At 55.1% G+C, this 17,922-nt stretch carries 15 protein-coding genes; 10 read left to right on the forward strand and 5 right to left on the reverse strand.

The annotated features are described in order from the left end of the window. The first annotated feature begins 126 nt into the window (after positions 1–126). From KP814_RS08635 to KP814_RS08645, 3 genes are read left to right on the forward strand one after another with little or no spacing between them, the layout of a single operon-like run. On the forward strand, positions 127–735 hold the full coding sequence (locus KP814_RS08635) for a hypothetical protein (protein ID WP_216736399.1): 609 nt from the start codon (positions 127–129) through the stop codon (positions 733–735). Continuing rightward, positions 725–3,229 (forward strand): ATP-binding protein, encoded by a 2,505-nt coding sequence (locus KP814_RS08640; RefSeq protein WP_216736400.1) that lies wholly within the window; start codon positions 725–727, stop codon positions 3,227–3,229. Before KP814_RS08635 ends, KP814_RS08640 begins: the two co-directional genes overlap by 11 nt. An 11-nt stretch (positions 3,230–3,240) precedes the next feature. After that, positions 3,241–4,650: a response regulator gene (locus tag KP814_RS08645; protein ID WP_127968454.1), complete on the forward strand. Its 1,410-nt coding sequence runs from the start codon at positions 3,241–3,243 to the stop codon at positions 4,648–4,650. Between the two features lie 53 nt (positions 4,651–4,703). Here KP814_RS08645 and KP814_RS08650 read toward each other — a convergent pair whose 3' ends face one another. Beyond that, positions 4,704–5,051 carry a YceK/YidQ family lipoprotein gene (locus KP814_RS08650; RefSeq protein WP_127968455.1) on the reverse strand — a complete coding sequence of 116 codons (348 nt, stop codon included), beginning with the start codon at positions 5,049–5,051 and terminating at the stop codon, positions 4,704–4,706. Between the two features lie 219 nt (positions 5,052–5,270). Here KP814_RS08650 and KP814_RS08655 point away from each other — a divergent pair, with 219 nt between their 5' ends. The 3 genes from KP814_RS08655 to KP814_RS08665 are packed head-to-tail and all read left to right on the forward strand — an operon-like array spanning position 5,271 to position 7,970. Then, a complete protein-coding gene (locus tag KP814_RS08655) occupies positions 5,271–6,356 on the forward strand; it encodes a DUF2157 domain-containing protein (protein WP_216736401.1) in 1,086 nt (361 codons plus the stop codon). Then, a complete protein-coding gene (locus KP814_RS08660) occupies positions 6,349–7,446 on the forward strand; it encodes a DUF4401 domain-containing protein (RefSeq protein WP_216736402.1) in 1,098 nt (365 codons plus the stop codon). The genes KP814_RS08655 and KP814_RS08660 overlap by 8 nt, the downstream gene beginning before the upstream one ends. Continuing rightward, positions 7,443–7,970 (forward strand): GDYXXLXY domain-containing protein, encoded by a 528-nt coding sequence (locus KP814_RS08665; protein ID WP_216736403.1) that lies wholly within the window; start codon positions 7,443–7,445, stop codon positions 7,968–7,970. The genes KP814_RS08660 and KP814_RS08665 overlap by 4 nt, the downstream gene beginning before the upstream one ends. Before the next feature lies 1 nt (position 7,971). On the opposite strand, the gene KP814_RS08670 is transcribed toward KP814_RS08665, so the two are convergent. After that, positions 7,972–9,261 (reverse strand): MFS transporter, encoded by a 1,290-nt coding sequence (locus KP814_RS08670; protein WP_253938260.1) that lies wholly within the window; start codon positions 9,259–9,261, stop codon positions 7,972–7,974. A 331-nt stretch (positions 9,262–9,592) separates the two neighbouring features. Further along, entirely contained in the window at positions 9,593–11,872 is a 2,280-nt protein-coding gene (locus tag KP814_RS08675) for an Ig-like domain-containing protein (protein ID WP_216736405.1), read from the reverse strand. 618 nt (positions 11,873–12,490) lie between these two features. On the opposite strand from KP814_RS08675, the gene KP814_RS08680 reads away from it, so the two are divergent. Continuing rightward, positions 12,491–13,201, forward strand: coding sequence for a DUF1223 domain-containing protein (locus KP814_RS08680; RefSeq protein ID WP_216736406.1), 711 nt, complete (start codon positions 12,491–12,493; stop codon positions 13,199–13,201). Positions 13,202–13,218: 17 nt separating this feature from the next. Here KP814_RS08680 and KP814_RS08685 read toward each other — a convergent pair whose 3' ends face one another. Next, the gene (locus tag KP814_RS08685) at positions 13,219–13,689 is read right to left on the reverse strand and encodes a type III secretion system chaperone (protein WP_216736407.1); all 471 of its coding nucleotides are present in this window, start codon (positions 13,687–13,689) and stop codon (positions 13,219–13,221) included. Positions 13,690–13,917: 228 nt separating this feature from the next. Further along, positions 13,918–15,348, reverse strand: a complete 1,431-nt coding sequence (gene lpdA / locus KP814_RS08690) for a dihydrolipoyl dehydrogenase (RefSeq protein WP_216736408.1) — start codon at positions 15,346–15,348, stop codon at positions 13,918–13,920. Positions 15,349–15,596: 248 nt separating this feature from the next. On the opposite strand from lpdA, the gene KP814_RS08695 reads away from it, so the two are divergent. From KP814_RS08695 to KP814_RS08705, 3 genes are all read left to right on the forward strand, one after another. After that, on the forward strand, positions 15,597–16,076 hold the full coding sequence (locus KP814_RS08695) for a DUF2059 domain-containing protein (RefSeq protein WP_216736409.1): 480 nt from the start codon (positions 15,597–15,599) through the stop codon (positions 16,074–16,076). Between the two features lie 463 nt (positions 16,077–16,539). Further along, positions 16,540–16,767, forward strand: coding sequence for a hypothetical protein (locus KP814_RS08700; protein ID WP_216736410.1), 228 nt, complete (start codon positions 16,540–16,542; stop codon positions 16,765–16,767). A 275-nt stretch (positions 16,768–17,042) separates the two neighbouring features. Then, positions 17,043–17,858, forward strand: coding sequence for an AraC family transcriptional regulator (locus KP814_RS08705; RefSeq protein ID WP_216736411.1), 816 nt, complete (start codon positions 17,043–17,045; stop codon positions 17,856–17,858). Positions 17,859–17,922 lie beyond the last annotated feature (64 nt).

Genomic DNA, 17,922 nt, shown 5'->3' on the forward strand with positions numbered 1-17,922 from the left:
CATGCGGATCAAATTAGCGAACAAATAATGCCGAAACGTCAACAGCCTCTTGGCGTCCGAACAGGCGACGAATATGCAGCGCGAGCGCGTCGCCGCAAGTCATGCGGCAAGCTCCAATAAGCCTGTATGCCAATTCATTTTGTTACCGGCTCGCATAATTTCAGGCGGCTTCTATCCTTACTCCTGTTGCTTCTCAGTTGCGCCTGGGCGTTAACGGCGCATGCGGACACCATGGAGGAGCGCCGCATCCGCACCGGCTTGAAGTTATTCCGCTCCCTGCTGGCGGCGGATCAGGATATCGAGTCCAAGAAGACCCACGACGATTATTTAAAAATAGTGCTTATATACGCCAACAACAGCGCCAAAGCGGAGTTCTATGGCCGTGAGTTGTTGGAGCTGGGCGAGGGCGAGCTGCAGGCGCGGGTGCGAGGGCTGCCCATTCGGGTTGAGATCTCCAATGATTTCGCCTTGAGCAAATATCAGACAGCGCCACCCGCCGGTATTTTCATCATTGAAAAACTGTTTGACGACGAACTTAAGCAATTGATCGAGTTCGGCGTCGACAAACAGGTGGTGCTTTTCTCTCCGTTTGAAGGGGATGTGTCCAGAGGCGTTTTGGGCGGACTGGCGGTCGAGGCGCATATAAAGCCTTACATCAATTTGCAGACGTTGGCGGAATCGCAGATTCGTATCAAAGCGTTTTTTCTGAAGGTGGCGAAAACATATGGCCCGTGACATCCGTGCAGAGCGATCCCGCGTGCCTATCGCCGCCACGCTTGCGTTTTCATTGCTGGCGCTGGCGTTGGAAGGCGTATTGGCGGTTTATTGGTTTCTCGGCCTGGAGCCCCGTTTAAGCGAAGAAGCGCAGGCGAACGCCCAGATACTGGCCTACTCCCAGGGAGTGGCGTTGGCGGATGTGCTGACGGAGCATCCTGGTCAGCCGGTGGACCGGGAGCGTGTGGAGCGGGTGATTGATCAGATTCTGCTGCTGACCGACCCGGTGTCGGAGACGCCTTTTTTCCAGAGCGTGACGCTGGAACTGGACTACACCACGTTGAATGCGCCATCAGGGATTCTCAATCGCACCTGGGGCGTGCGCAAATGCGCAGGTTGCTACGCCGCTCAAATTGAGCTGTATTCCAGGGTGACGGACGAACTTCTGGGCGTCGCGCGTTTTGAAGTCAGCCATCTCTTCTTCAGCAAGCTCAAGCGCAACATGCAGCATGCGTTTTTAATGGACGCTTTATTGACGCTATGTCTGTTGCTCATCGCTTGGGTGGCGATCAACATCCTGATACGGAAACTGCGTGGTGAGATCGATGCGCGCAAGCAGACGGAAAAAGAACTCATTCTGGCTAAAGAACAGGCTGAAACCGCCAGTGAAGCCAAGAGTTTCTTCGTCGCCAACGTCAGCCATGAGATTCGCACCCCCATGAATGCGATATTGGGAATGTGCTATCTGATGCAGCGCACGGACCTGGACGCAAGGCAGACAGATTTCCTCACCCGCATTAACGTCGCCGCCAAGTCGCTGCTGGCGCTGATCAATGACATTCTCGATTTCTCCAAGATCGAAGCGGGCAAGCTCAAGATTGAAAACAGGCCCTTTTCGCTCGACGGCGTTCTACAGCAGTTGGCGCAAATGGAAGCGGCGAAGGCGGCGGAGAAGCAACTGGAGCTGATCTTTTCCGTCTCCCAGGACGTGCCGCAGCGTCTGAAAGGCGACCCGGACCGTCTGGGACAGATCCTGCTCAATCTGGTGAACAACGCCATTAAGTTCACGGAGCGAGGCAAAATTGTGGTGACGGTGCGTCTGTACAAGAAAGAAGCCGGCGACGAAGGACCGGTGATGCTGCGCTTTTCCATTCGTGACACCGGCGTGGGCATTGCGCCGAAAAATCTGTCGCGCCTGTTCGCTGCATTCAGTCAGGTGGATAGCCGTTTAAGTCGACGTTATGAAGGCACCGGCCTGGGGCTCGCCATCTGTAAGCAACTGGTGCAGTTGATGGGGGGCAAGATCTGGGCGAAGAGCACGCCAGGCAAAGGCAGCACATTTGTATTCACGGCTGGTTTCCAGGTGGATACGGACGAGGCTCCGCCGCCACAGGAAGTGAAAGAAGTCGGTCCTGTGGCCCGTCCAAGGGTATCTGGCAAAGTGCTGGTGGTGGAGGATAATCCGGGTAACCAGGAAGTGGCCCGTCATCTGCTGGGTGACCTGGGGTTACATGTAGACATCTGCAACAACGGCTTGCAGGCCATTAACCGTATCAAAGACGCCTTGTATCGCAAGGAAGGACTCTGGGATCTGATATTCATGGATATTCAGATGCCCGAGATGGATGGCTTGCAGGCGACGCAATTGTTGCGCAAACTGCCGGGTCTGGATAAAACGCCGGTTGTCGCCATGACGGCGATGGCGATCGCCGGTGATAAAGAACGTTGCCTTAAGGCGGGTATGAATGATTATATTACCAAGCCTATTGACGTTAACCAGTTGTATCGGACGTTAAAAGCCTGGATGCGGGAAGCGCCCCCAAGCAAGCGGACAGAGGCTGCCGAGTCTGCTGTGGACAAGCCCGCCCGTAAGATCACGGAGAACTCCATTGAACTGGATCTGCCGGGGATCGACTGGCAGCAAGCGCAAGCGCGCTTCCTGGGCAATATATCGCTGCTGCTGCATCTGGTCGTGGATTTTATTGAAAACAATTCTCACGCCTGCGCCCGTTTGCAGGACATGCTGGACCAAGGCGATGAGCAGGGGGCTGAACATTTGGCCCATAGCCTGAAAGGCGAAGCCGGTAATCTCGGCGCCGAGGGTGTGTATCAAGCCGCCATGACTCTGGAAAAGGAGATACGCCTGGGGCAGGTGAGAAACGAGTCTCTGGTGGTGCTGGCGGACGCACTGGACGAAATGTCCGGCTCTGCGCGTCAGGCGGAGCTGCTGTTGCTGGAACTGGAAAGCAACGGCGAACCCGAGCCGCAGCCTCAAAACGAGGATGGGCCGTTAGCTCGGGGTGCATTGCTTGAAATACTGGATGAGCTGGAAAAACTTATTTCCAGCAATAACTTACGCGCCAGGGACGTCGCTAAAGAAGTCAATGCGTACGTATTAAGTGACGCCGCAAAGAGAGAAAATCAGGATTTGCTATTAAACTTACAGAAGTTGAACTTTAAAGAGGCGCTGGAAGCGTTGAGACGTTTGCGAAACCTGATACGAACAGACGATTAGAGCGACGACCTATGGCTAAGCAACAACCGGCCGGGCGTATTTTGGTGGTGGATGATCAGGCCACCAATATTGAGCTTCTGCATAACATCTTCAAAGAAGTGCACGAAGTGGAGTTCGCCATGACTGGCGAAGAGGCGCTGGAAATGGCGATCCGGGACTTACCGGACATTATCTTGCTAGATATCCAGTTGCCCGGCATGGATGGCTTTGAAGTATGCCGCAGGCTTAAAAGCAACGCGAATACCCGGCATATTCCCGTCATTTTTCTGACTGCGAAAAATGACGTGGACGACATGGTCAACGGCTACAAACAAGGCGCCGTGGACTATGTCATCAAACCGTTTAATTGGTTCGAACTCATCGCCAAGGTCAACACGCAGTTGGTGTTGCGGGAAATGAAGTCGGAACTGCGCAACGCCCAGGAGCGGGAAGAATTATTCCTGCGCCAGATTCAGCTGTCTTTGGAAGAAACTGAGCTGACTCTGGGAGGCGGCAGACCGCAGACCAAGCAGCGTGTTCTTATCGTGGACGACTCCGTCAGTAATATTGAGACTCTGGCGAGCATGCTGGGGGACGAGTATGAGCTGTTCTTTGCGGTCAATGGCGAGCAGGCCAAGCAGATCGCCCGTGAGGCGCATCCGCATCTGATCATGTTGGATGTGGTGCTGCCGGATACGGATGGCTATCAGGTCTGTAAACAGCTGAAGCGTGAACCGGAAACCCGCGATATCCCCATCGTGTTCGTCACCTCGCGGGACTCTGCGGAAGACGAGACGCGCGGCCTGGAAGCCGGCGCCATCGATTACATTATCAAACCTTACAGCCACTCTATCGTCAAAGCGCGAACGCGTAATTTGCTGGAACTGGTGCGCAACCGGGACTTGTTAAAGAAGCTGACCTTGACCGACGCGCTTACTGGCGTGCCAAACCGGCGCAATTTCCAGGAAGTCTACCGTCGCGAATGGTTCCGCGCCTGCCGGGCGCGAGAGCCGTTATCATTGATCATGATCGATATTGATAACTTCAAGCGATTCAATGACTTCTATGGTCACCCCGCCGGCGACGCCTGCCTGCAGAAAGTGGCGAAGATGATTTACCAGGTGCGCAAGCGCAACACGGACTTTGTCGCCCGCCTGGGTGGGGAAGAGTTCGTGGTCATTCTGCCAGACACGGATGCGGAAGGCGGTCAGCGATTCGCTGACGCCATGTTGAACGCCGTGCACAAACTGGCGATCGCCCATGAACATAACGATGGCAAGAAGATCGTCACCATCAGCGCCGGGCTGGTGACATGCTATCCCGGCCCACACATCAGTCGCGAAAATCTGCTGTCCACCGCCGACGAATGCCTGTATCAGGCCAAGAAGGAAGGGCGTAACCGGGTATGCAGTCGCATGGAGCCGCCGGACGACCCGGCGTAAACTCCACGTCTTAGATTACTTTCAGGCGCATTTTCTAACGAGAGGCCCCGCGGTCATTTGATGCGGATATTGCCTTGCTCTGACTGCTTGAAAATGGTGTAGGGCAGGGACAACGTATCGAGCACGCCTGATACGACCAAATCCACTACTAACATGTGCGCTTCTCCATCCGTCGCCTGCCAGGTGTGAATGGGGGCGGGTGCGCCATGCAGGCGGCACAGGTCATAGGCGACGCCGCTGTAGACCCGGGGAATGGATTCACAATGAGTGCCTATTTCGTTGAGGTTGCGCGCGGCGACGTCATCGCCGCGCATGACAGTGTTTACTGTGCCACAGCCGGTAAAAGCCGTGACGGAGACAGCCGCGAGGCTGCCCAGAATGGCGGTTTTTAATATATTCATTGTTGGCGGATTAACTGCTGTATTTGTTGTTTAGTTATTGTTTTTCTTTATCTATTTTTATGAGTCGGCGCGATGTCGACGAAGAAAAATTCTAGCCAAAAGATCAGCCTTTTGGCGTGAACTTCATCAACATTGTCAACCGGACTTGGTTATAGAAAAGTATTCTAATAAGCGAGTCTGGGATAGACTACCGTCTAATGACCCTATGAAAATCCGCCTATGCAGACGAACCAGAATTTACCTCCTTCCACCGCAAAAGAAGCCGCCGAGCTGCCTCTCTCCCGCGCCTTGATATTTTGTCTCGCCAATGAGTTGCAATGGGATCAGACGACTCTGGATCGCGCGTTGGACCATGCCGGTTATCAGACCTCTCGCCCGGATTGGCTCGCCAGATGCCGCCTGTTTTTTATGTTGTGCGGCGCTGCGTTGATATTGGCCGGCGTCGCCGCATTCTTTGCCTTCAACTGGCAGGATCTGCACAAATTCGCCAAATTCGCTTTGATCCAGACGGGTGTCGTAGCAGGAGCCTGGGGCGCCTGGCGTAAAGGGCTGGATAGCATCGTCGGGCGTTGCTGCCTGTTCGCCGCTGCGTTTTTGACGGGCGTTCATTTGGCGGTGTATGGACAGATCTATCAGACTGGCGCAGATCCATACGGACTCTTTGTCGCCTGGGGCGTTCTCGTGGCGGCCTGGGTGGCGATTGGACGACAGCCAGGCTTATGGATGCTGGCGGCGGTGCTGGCCAATCTTGCCCTGATTCTTTATTGGACGCAGATGCTTTATCCCCACTCAAGCTGGAGCGAAGACTTTGGCGGACCATTGCTGATGCTTGGGCAAATGGTGTGGGATCAAGGGCTGGCGCTGGCGCTCTTGTTGCTGAATGGCCTGGTGCTGGTCGCATGGGAATATAGCGCCGAACGCGGCGTGTCCTGGATGCGGGGACGCTGGTTTCCCAGGGTTATTGGTACGGGCGTATTGGCGTTAATGGCCTGCGCCAGCTTGTCCGTCATTTTTGATGGGTGGCAGCATGGCGGACGCCTCGCTCCATTAACGCCTGTAGGTTTCATTGTGGTAGTGGGCGGTTGCCTTTGGTTTTATCAGCGTCGCAAGCCTGATTTGCTAATTCTGGCGGAATGCGCCTTAGCTATCATTTTGGTGTTGAACTCTCTGATAGCAAGACTCTGGGCGGATTCATTCGAGTTCGCGTTGTTCATGGCGTTGCTGGTGATCGGGCAAACCGCCTTCGCCGCACTCTGGTTGCGTGAGCTGGCGCGTAAGATTCGGAAGGGAGCTTCCCATGAGTAACGATAAATTAACCCTGGCGCAGCTCCTGGAGCGCATGCGGGCGGAGAATCCCGCGATTACTGCAGCATCGGAGTTACCTGCTCCGTTACAGCAACGGCTGTTGCAGTTTGAGGAGCAGCCCTGGTTCATCAAGGCGCTGGTGGGGTTTGGCGCCTGGTTGGGCAGTTGGCTGTTTATCGCCTTCGCATTAGGCGTTAGCTTGATGGCTTCTGATGGGGGCTATGTCGCCCTGGGGTTGATTTTCATCGTTGGCGCTACTGTTCTGAGTCGTTTAGTGGATCACCTGTTCGTTAACCAAGTGGCGTTGGCGACCAGCATGGCTGGCCAGCTTATGCTGGGCTTTGGTCTGGAAGAGATGGATCTGGTTGACGATGTGGAAGGCATACTGGCGACGCTGATCATGCTTAATCTGGCGTTGATTCTGCTGTTCGCAGACCGTGCGCATCGCTTTTTGTCCGTACTTTTTATCTGCATCGCGACAGCCATACTGCTTTATATCCACAAGCAACAGGCGCTGATACCTGTAGCGCCGCCTCTGTTGGCGGCGGGATTCGCTTGGCTGACCCTGAATGACTCGCAAAGCGGGTTACGCCGATACGAAGCTCTGACGTCCCCTCTCGCGGCGGGCATGATCGTCGCTGCGTTAGTATGGTCGTTATTGTCGACGGTTTATGTGCTGCCGGATCTGCTGGATGATTTTGTGTTTTACCCCAACCCCTGGATTTCCACCTTGGGAATAGCGGCGGTTTTAATCTGGTCGATATGGCGGGTGTTGTTTCCTGTCTTTGGCGAAGACAAACGTGCGCCAGCAATCCTGATCGCGACGGTGCTGATTACTGCGGTAACCGCGCATAACGCACCAGGGTTGATGGTCGCGTCTCTGGCTCTGGTGGTGGGCGTCGCGCAATGTCGCACGTTTTATATCGGTCTGGGCGTCGTGTTTTTGTCCGTGTTTCTGACGGCCTACTTCTACGGAATCGAAATCAGCCTGTTGGCGAAGTCAATCAGTCTGGTTGCGACAGGCGCAGTCCTGATTGGCGTGCGCAAATTGCTGGATCGCATTGGCGTTGAAGAGGGGGCCAGATCATGACCGAGATGATGCGCAGACGAATTCTCTGGGGCGGCCTGACGCTGGTCCTACTGGTATGCAACGGGCTGATCATCGCCAAAGAAAGACTGCTGGCTAGCGGTGAAACCGTGCTGCTGGAACTTGCTCCTCGCGATCCCCGCTCGATTATGCAGGGAGACTATATGCGCCTGCGTTATTCGCTGATCCGGCAAATCGACAATGCGCTGGGGGATCAGGAAGACGTTGTGACGGCGGACGGCTATGTGATTGCTACGCTGGATGAGGATAACGTCGCCCGCTTTCAACGCCTGGCGCAATCGGCGGATGAGGCTGGCTCATCCGAGGTGGCGCTGCTGTACCGGATCAGAGGCGGGCGGATCAACATTGCTTCGGACGCGTTTTTCTTTCAGGAAGGGTTTGGCGAGTTTTATGAAGCCGCTCGCTATGGAGAAGTGAGAGTGAGCGCAGGCGGCGACGTATTGCTGGTTGGGCTGCGGGACCGCGACAAGCGCTCCATGCAGCCGGCTTTGTCGGAAGCGGAGTAGGTTACGCCGCTTGTTCTTCTTCGCTGTTTTCCTCGTCCGTGATCTCTTCATGATCCGAACGCGGGTCGAATTCCGCCATCACCGGCGTATTCGGCGTAGTCAGCGTGTAAGCCTGGTGTTCTTCCAGGGGCACAGGCGTTCTGACTCTCCGACGCCATAACAGGAACCCAACCAGGGCGAGGGAAACGGCGGCGAAGTAAGTGAAGATGCCCTTCGGTCCCATCATAGAAACAAAGGCCGGCTCCACCAGTGGTCCGGTCATCGCGCCGATGCTGTAAGCGATCAGTAGCCCCTGATTGGCGCTGATCACCTGCTCCGGCTGCAACTCATCGCAGGCGTGGCTGAGACTGATAGGATAAATAGAGAACGCGACGCCCCCCAACAGGAAGATCATCAGCGCCATCGTAGCGTTGCTGCCGCCGGCGCCATAGCTCATCAGGCTCATGATGCTGCTGAGAATAGCCAGCGCCGCCGCCAGCGCTGTCAGCGTCAGACGACGGTCATAGCGGTCTGACGCGCGGCCCACCGGATATTGCAGCGCCATGCCGCCGACGATCACCACCGCCATCAGGTTAGCGACCCAATCCAAATCATAGCCGGACTGGGTGAAGAATAACGGCAACAACCCGTACACCACACCCAACACCATTCCCGACATAAAGCTGCTCAATACGCCGGCTGGCGTAAGGCGAATCAGCTCCACCATGCTCAACGGATGCGGCTCGCCCATTTCCGGCATAGGCACGCGAGTAAGAGAAAGCGGCACTACGGACAGTGAGGCGGCGATAGCGGCTAACGCGAAAGGAATCAACGTTAAAGGATCGATGTACTTAAGCAACAGCTGTCCACTCGCCAGCGAGGCGTAGAAGAGAATCATGTAGACCGCCATCACCTTGCCGCGGTTTTCGGAAGAGCTGGACACCAGCATCCATGATTCAATGACCACTAACAGGCCGCCAGTGGCGAAACCGCCCAGCAGACGCAGAAAGGCCCAGGTGTAAGGCTCCACCACCAGTCCATACATGATGGCGACGCTGGCCAGCATAGATGCGTACGCCGCGTAGGCGCGAATATGGCCGACCCGGATAATGAGTTTGGCGTTGACGAATGAACCGATCACCAGACCCGCGAAATACGCGGTGGAAATCATACCGATGGCGAAGGTGGAAACATTCTCCGCGGACATGCGCAGGGTCAGTAACGTGGTTAACAGGCCATGGCCGACAACAAAGATCAGCATGCTGAAGAGAGGAGGTATGACGCCAAGGGCGCCTGAACGGGGGGCTGACATGGTCAGACTCATAGTGGAAACGAACTCACTTTGGTAAAACAAGAGACATGCGCATTTTTCTGGGGACTATAGTGTATGCAGTTATTTATTCAAGTGAGTGAGGGTACGTGAAGATACCTGTAACGGCGGTCTTCTTCGGCGAAGAGGTGTGGCGGGTTTGGTATATCCTATTGTTTTATATATAAATATCTATTTGATTACTTTTGTGTAGAAATTGTAATTGGCGAATTGTTGGCCGATTAGGTTAATCGATATACGCAGTGGCGCGAGGGATTGGAGAAGGGATAGCAGTGGTTGAAAAAAGGGCGCCTAAAGGCGCCCAAGGCAGGGACTATAAACCGTTGAGGAACGGCTTATGGTTCTTCAGATATTCGTTATTGTTGACGCGATCCCAGTTGATGGACCAGGTCATCAGGCCTTTGAAGCCCGGATAACCATCAGGATTCTGCAACTGGTAAGTTCCGCCGAAAGATTGCCCTTTCACCAGATAATTCACCGCTTGATGCACGACCGAGGGCGAGGTGTAGCCGCTGCCTGCGGCCGAAGCTGAGGCGGGCAGGCCAATCGCCACTTTTTCCGCTGGCAGAGGCGGGAAGCGGTTGTTGGCATTGCCGCCTACAGGGAAACCAGCCAACAGCATTTCCGCCATGGCGACGTGGAAGTCGGCGGTGCTGACGCTGTAGCACTTGCCGTCCAGCCCGAGCATGCAGCCGGAGTTATAGTGCTGCACATGAATGAAGCTGAGTTCATTGCGCAAGGCGTGAATGACCGGCAAGTAAGCGCCCGAGCCGCCGCCATAAGCGCTGAAGCCGCCCTGAACATAGTAGGTTTCCGGCGCCATGGTCAGCATCAGGTTGCTGCCGAAATTGCCGATGATGCGCTTGCTGGCGGAGATCAGATGCGTCAGTACCGGAGATTTCGGATTTTTGAAGTCGGTGTCGCCAGCATCCAGAGACAAGGAACTGCCCTCCAGATCGATATCGAATCCGTCGAAGCCGTATTCGCGAATCAGCGCCGTCATGCTGTCGACGAATTCCTGCTCAGCGTTGGCGTCCGTCAGCTTCACTACGGCTTCCGCGCCGCCGATGGAGATAATGACTTTCTGACCGCGGGCCTGTACGGCGGCGATATCCGCTTTCATCTGCGCCGGTGAAATCTGGAACGGAGAGAATTCCATGTCGGAATGGCTGCCCAGCTTGGGCGTGGCGAAGGCGACATCAATCACATCCCAGTCCGCTGAGACATCCGGCAGTCTGACGAAGCCGGAGCCATTGTCGAAGTTGTGCCAGTAACCGACGATAACGCGATCAGACGTCTTGCCGCCAAGCACAGTCACCAGGATGGGAGCGGAAGTGGCGTCGTAGCCATCCTTGTCAGTGGCTGTGACGGTCAGCTGGTATTGGCCTTCCGCCGTAGGCGTCCAGTTACTTTGATAGGGCGCGCTGGCGTCTGAGGAAATAGAGGTTCCGTTAACAAAGAACTCCACCTTGGCGATATCTCCGTTGATGGAGCTGGCGCTGGCGCTAATGCTGACGCTGGCGCCAAGCGTGACTCGCGCATTGTTTTGCGGTGAAGTGATGGCGGTGGCGACGGCTTCGTCGCTGACGGTAATGGTGATGCTGTCGGAGGTAGTGGACTTGCCCCCATCGTCTTTAGCCACGGCGGTCAACGTATGTTGTCCGACAGGCGCGTTCAGCCACTCATAGGCGTAAGGCGTGTTTACCGTGCTGCCCAGCAGGTTTGAACCGTCGTAGAAAGAGACTTCCGTGACCACGCCGTCGCTATCGGAGGCGCTCGCCTGCAGATTTATGGCCGTTCCGGAGAGGATAATTGCGCCGTCTGCAGGATTGCTCAGGGAGACCGTCGGAGCGGCGTTGCCGTCGCTGCATACGCCAAGATCGCCCCAGGCTTGTTCCCAGTAGAGCCCTTTACCTGGTTCGTACGCCCAGGCGGCGCTGGAGGAGCACCATCCGCCGACCTTACACTCGTAAACCCGACCCAGATTTTGCACTTGGTCGCCATTGGCATATGTCGTTCCCGCGGCGTATTGCGGGGCGTCACAGTCCGAAGAGGGCGGTTGTGTGTCGTCATCAGAGACATTAATGGAAACGGTTGCGGATTCGCCCTGTGCGGAACGGTCATCGGTAGCGACGACTTTCAGGGTATGCGCGCCAGCGGTGGCGGTCCAGGTGGCCGCATATGGCGCGGTGGCGTCCTGGGCGATTTGTGCGCCGTCTACGAAGAAGGCGACGTTGGATACTGAGCCGTCTGCATCGGTGGCTTCTGCGTTAATCGCCACCGTCGCTCCAACTTTGAATGTTTGCCCTGCGCCGGGTGAAGTCAGTTTGGCGGTGGGGCGTTGATTGCCGCCGGCGCCATCACAGGCTCCTTCCGCTTTCCATTCCTGCCATTGTCCGGAATGGGCTTCCGGGTCTGCGCCCTGGTTCCACCAGTTAGCGGTGTAGGCGTTTTGCTTGTGTTGGATTGTTTTGCCGCCGACATAGACGGCGGCGGCGTCCCAGCTGCTCAGTCCTGCGCAGTCATAGGCCATTGCCGGCCCGGCTGCGATAAGCGCGGCGATAGCCGTCGCTTTAAGTCCCTGCTTAATCATTGGCGATACCTTATGTAATTGTCAGGTTTAAAAGGCCGACGCGCTCACTGCGCGCGTCGGAATCTCCCGAGGAAGCTTTACGCCGGAGGGGCTGGAGCCGAGTTCACAACTTCGACATAGCCAATGCTGTATTAGCGCGCCAGCAGCCATGACGGACGGAAGACGGCGCCTGTCATGTCGCCCCCGGTAATTCGTCGCAACGAGAGTGTTTGCTGGTGCTTAATTAAGTAACGCCTTTGTCCGTGGTCATTCAGACGGGACAAGACGTTGAAGTGGAATCGTTTTCATTATGTGTGCGAAATACTCTAGCTTTCCTTCGAAATATTGCAAACCCCCATTTGGACTACATCCGGTGATTTGGGAGATAACTGAAACGCCTGATAACGATGCTTTGGCGGGGCTTATTCTCAAGAGGCCATTGCTTTCTCTGGAAAGCGTTTTCAACGCTAACCGTCGGGTCTGGGTGTCGAGAAGAGACTTGAAATGGAACTAATGCATCGGGGCGTCCAGGGAACTGATTGTCTTAAGCGGACTCTAAACCGTCAGACTTTGGTTTTATTCAATGACCAGAGGCTGTCGTCTTGATGTCTACAGCCCCTGAAGCGCGAGGAGTGAAAAGTGAAAGCTAACCTGTTTGCATGCATATTATTGGCGTGGCCATTACTGGCTCCTGCGCAGGAGTTTGTCAGCGCCAAACACGCCACGGATGTGGTTGAACTCTTTACTTCCGAAGGCTGCAGCAGTTGTCCTCGTGCGGATGAGTGGTTGTCGGAAATGAAAGGGGACAAGGGGCTGTTTAAAGATTTCATCCCTATGGCGTTTCATGTGGACTATTGGAATCAGCTGGGCTGGACCGACCGCTTTTCGCGGAAGGAATACAGTGAGAGACAGCGGGATTATGTGCGCTCAGGTCTGGTCGCCCATGTTTACACGCCGGGCATTGTGGTGAACAGCAAGGAGTGGCGTCGCTGGTTTTCCGGGGCGAGACGATGGCATGGCGGTGACGCCGAGCCTGGCGTACTGTCGGCGCAGTTGCAGGACGGCCGTTTACATGCCTCGTTTGCGGCTTCCAGTAAAGCCGTTTTGAACGTTGCATACCTGGGCGTGGGGCTGACCTCCGAGATCAAGGCGGGGGAAAACCGCGGACGTATGCTGATGCATGACTTTGTCGTGCTGGACAGGATGCAGACGGCGGGCGCAGGGGAGTGGGACATCGAACTTCCCCCGCCGCCGCAGATAGGTCAGGAGAAAACGGCGTTGGCGATATGGGTGTCGCCGCCGGATTCTCCCCGTATTATCCAGGCTGTCGGCGGATACCTTCAGCCCTAGTGCGCCCTGTATTGACCTCAGAGCGCTTGATGACGAGCGTGCAGGACGCTTGCGCCTAAGTGCGGGCTGCACGGCTTGGGCGTGCTCTGAGGCGTCTCCAGCTCCTGCCTGAGCGATTGCCGCATGTCCATCATGTTCAGCAGGATGGCGGCCATTTCGCTGTCGTCCAGGCTGAGCGCCTCGCGACTCATGCATAGCTCCACCGCACCCGAGTGTTCCGATAGCGCAAGCCATGCCCCCAGCATGGTTTCCGGTTGTGAGTTGATGTGCAGTAGTTTGGCGTAAAACGTCTCCCTGTTGGCGTTGGGGGGCTGGGTCAGAGGCATTCTGAATACCACCGTTTCTGAATCCCGGCCGACCTGCACGTGCAAACGGGACTCCTGATCAAAGGAGAGCGTGCAGTAGCCGTTCTTCAGCGTCAGATCAACGCCGCAACGGTTTCCTATCACCTGCAGCAATTGATGAATATGCGTTTGATATAGAGTCATATTGGAACTCGCTATACTCCTGTGGTTGATACTACCCGGTATAAATGCAGCGCCGACTCGTCCTGCTGGTCATAGCGCCTCAACTTGTAAGTAACAGGGAAAGCGAAAAAGTTCCTAGTCCAAAAAGATTATGCCCACTGTAGCGCCATGAAATGGCGGCGGATTTGATTTCTCCGGGTAATAAAAAAGCCGGCGTGAAAGCCGGCTTTTGAGTAGCGAGTGAGGTGATCAGGATTTCTTGATCTTCGCCATGGGGTTAGGCAGGTCGGTAATGGTTCCCGCCGCCAATTCGCCAGCCAAACCAACGGTTTCGTGCAGCGTTGGGTGAGCGTGGATAGTCAGCGCCAGATCTTCCACATCCGCGCCGAACTCAATGGCCAGACTCAATTCGCCCAGCAGTTCGCCGGCGTTGATGCCCACGATGCCGCCGCCAATCAGCGTGCCGTCTTCTTTGTAGATCAGCTTGGTTTTACCTTCGCTGCGCGCGGCGCCTAAAGCGCGTCCGCTGGCTACCCAGGGGAATACGGCGGTTTTGTACGGGATGCCCGCCGCTTTGGCTTCTTTCTCGGTCAAACCAGTCCAGGCTATTTCCGGGTTGGTGTAGGCGATGGAAGGAATGACTTTAGGATCGAACACGCACTTGTGGCCTGCGATCACTTCCGCCGCTACATGGCCCTGATGGGTGGCTTTATGCGCCAGCATCGGGTTGCCGGCAATATCGCCGATGGCGTAGATGTGCGGTACGTTGGTGCGCTGCTGGTTGTCAGTGTTGATGAAACCGCGCTCATCCACTTGGATGCCTGCTTTTTCTGCGCCGATCTTCTTACCGTTGGGAGAACGGCCTACCGCCACCAGAATGGCGTCATAAGACTGCTGGCCTTCTGGCGCATTCTTGCCTTCGAAAGTCACGTACAGACCGTCTTTCTTCGCTTCCACCGCCGTTACCTTGGTGGACAGCATGACGTTGAACTGGTCTTTGACGAATTTGCTGTAGACGGCGATCAGGTCTTTGTCCGCAGCCGGGACCAATTGATCGGCGAATTCGACGATGCTGACTTCGCTGCCGAGGGCTTCATATACGGTGCCCATTTCCAGACCAATGATGCCGCCGCCAACGATCAGCAGGCGTTTGGGGATTTCTTTCAGCTCCAGTGCGGAGGTGGAGTCCAGAACGCGGGGATCGTCGTGAGGAATAAAAGGCAGTTTAACGCTCTGAGAACCCGCCGCGATGATGCAGTGGTCAAAGGTAATTTCGGTTTTGACGCCTTCGTTGTCCACGGTAATCTGGTTGGGGCCGGCGAATTCGCCATAGCCGTGAACCACTTTCACTTTACGGCCCTTGGCCATGCCCTGGATGCCCTGGGTCAGCTTCTTGACCGTGTTGTCTTTGAACGCGCGCACTTTATCCAAGTCCACTTCCGGCTTGGCGTAAGTGACGCCCACGGCGGAGGCGGAATGCGCTTCTTCCATAACGTAAGCGACGTGCAGGAGCGCTTTGGACGGAATACAGCCTACATTAAGACAAACGCCGCCCAAGGATGAATAGCGTTCAATCAAGGTTACTTCCAAGCCCATATCCGCGGCTCTGAACGCTGCGGAGTAGCCCCCCGGTCCGCTGCCCAACACTACAACCTGGGAATGAGTCGTTTGCCCGGCCATATAGTCTCCTTAGTTGTCTTCTAGGTTAGATTTTTTACCAGCTAGGCAAACTAAAGGCTTATTCTCACCGGGTCAATAAGATGTTTGTCGACGGGAACTGACGGTGGTTTGGGGCGTGTGGACGATGCGCCGCCAGCGCCTGGGGGAAACCCCAGGTTGTAGTGATTTGCAAGGCGTCAGAGTGAATGATTCGTTACAATGGCAGCAGCGTCTGACTATAAATCTATTGATTCTCAAGGAGAAAAATGATGTTGAAATCTGTAGTCGCCTGCGTCATGACGGCGATTCTACTGAGCCCTTCCGCTTTCGCTGCGGATGATGGCGCCAAGAAAGCCGCAGCCAGGCTGCTGGATGTTATGAATATGGAAGTCATGATGGAGCACTCCATCGAACAAATGATGACGATCCAGCTGCAACAAAATCCCAATCTGACGCCTTTTCGGGATGTCATGATGAGATATTTTAAAAAGCAGATGAGTTACGACACCCTGAAGGGAGAGTTCGTGAAAATCTACGCGGACGCTTTTACTGAAAAAGAGCTCAATGAGATTATCGCTTTCTATCAGACCGAAACCGGACAGAAAGCTATCCAGAAGATGCCTGAGCTAATGAGCAAGGGCGCTCAATTGGGCGCTTCTCGCGTGCAGGCGAATATTCAGGAACTGCAACAGATGATCAAGGCGGAAGCCGAGCGTCTGAAAACTGAGGGCGGTCCTACTCCTCAGTAAAAACGTTTCCGGCACAAGGATGTGTCGCGGCTTTCAACTATTTCTTCCGTGCTTATCATCACTATACTGCTCAAATATCGCTCTTCTTAACCGATCTGACGACGTGTCAGGGTTCCGGGTTTGTTTCCTGAATGTTCCTTCAATCCTGCTAAGTGGCGAGATTTCTGGAAAAATTTTGAACGATGTTCACTTATCGGGAGCCCAGGCCTGGTCTGGACTAGGACAAATATAGATCCTTTGGGTGATCGTCTGTAAACGGTTCCCGTCCTATACTCGGCGGTTTCGAGAAAAAAGATAGTTACTCATGTTTGGGTGTAGCTTGCGGAGGCGGATTTGGTAAGTGTTCCGGCAAGTCTATGGCGCGGTCCATGGGATCACAGCAAGTTTCGAAACGCTGCCGCCGATGTGGTGGAAACAACCCAAGCGAATCAGAATTTCTTAAACGATACAGGTAGTAATGCATATGGATAAGCAAAAGCAGCCCACGCCTCAGCAAATGGTTGAGGAGGCGATCAAACGCTACGCTCCGATATATGTTCCTGATGCGCCGCAATGGGCTGAGGAGCAGATCTGGGCGACTACGGATGAGCAACGGGACTGCCGATATCGCAGAAATATGGGACTGCGCCAGATCGCAGAAGTTATGAACGGCGGAGTCGCCGCTTCTCAGGTTAAAAGAAAGAAGAGCTGATCTTCATCAGAATGGCTGCAGGCGCTGGTTCCAGCGACCTGGCTGTCAGCCGCCGAATTTTTTTCTCAATCGTCACACGCCCTTGGCCCGCCACCGGCAAACTCAATTAACTCAACTCTCTCCGCATCCTCCGTCCCATTTGCAACCTTAACGTGCGTTATCCGCAGCGCAAAGAGCAAAAACGTACAATACAGCCGTTAATGAAGCCGCTAGACTGACTCTATATTGGGCCTTCCCATTTATCGTTAAGTGACCTTTACCATGAGTGTCGGTTTGTGATTGAGCATGCTAAGTACTGGCAGGACAAAGCGCTAGGCGGCGTCGAGATTCTGAAAGCCACCTTCGTCAAACAGCACTTTCCCCGGCATGTGCACGAGGGCTACTGCGTGGCGGTCATTGAAAAAGGGGCGCAGCATTTCCTTCGCGATGGCGCTGAGCATACTGCGCCTGTCGGCAGTATCGTATTGGTTAATTCCGATCAGGTGCACACGGGGCGCACCGCGACGGAAGAAGGGTGGTCCTATCGGGCGATTTATCCCACTCCGGCCGAACTGGCGCCGGTTATCGCGGATATATTCGGTCCTGGCGTTGAGCCCTGGTTCCCGGAGCCGGTGGTGCGCGATCCACAGTTGGCCAGAGGACTGCAGGTTCTGCACTGTCTTCTGGAGCAGGGCGATGAGCCGCTGCATTGTGAGACGCTTTATTACCAGATGATGGGGCAGCTGATGCAGCGGCACGCCCGTATGCGTCCCCGTCAGCTTCTGGAGAAGGGCGGCTCGCACTGGGCGGTGGCCAAGGTGAAGGAATATCTGCAGGCGCACTATGCCGACGCAGTTTCATTAAAGGATTTGACCGACTGTACCGGGTTGAGCCCCAGCTATCTGACGCGGTTGTTTACGCGCATGACGGGCATGCCTCCGCACGCATATTTGAATCAGGTGCGGGTAAGCCGCGCGCAGCATTTACTGCGGATGGGGCTGAGCCTGACGGATGTGGCGGCGGCCACAGGATTTTCCGATCAAAGCCACTTAAGCCGTCACTTCCAGCGAATTATGGGCGTCTCTCCAGGACGTTTTGCGAAAGTCTGTTAGTTTGACGACCCTGATGCGCTCATCTTCGATGCTTTCTATAAGCAAATAATTAATCTCTTAGAGC

The sequence above is a fragment of the Hahella sp. HN01 genome (genome assembly GCF_018986435.1).
GTDB lineage: Bacteria > Pseudomonadota > Gammaproteobacteria > Pseudomonadales > Oleiphilaceae > Hahella.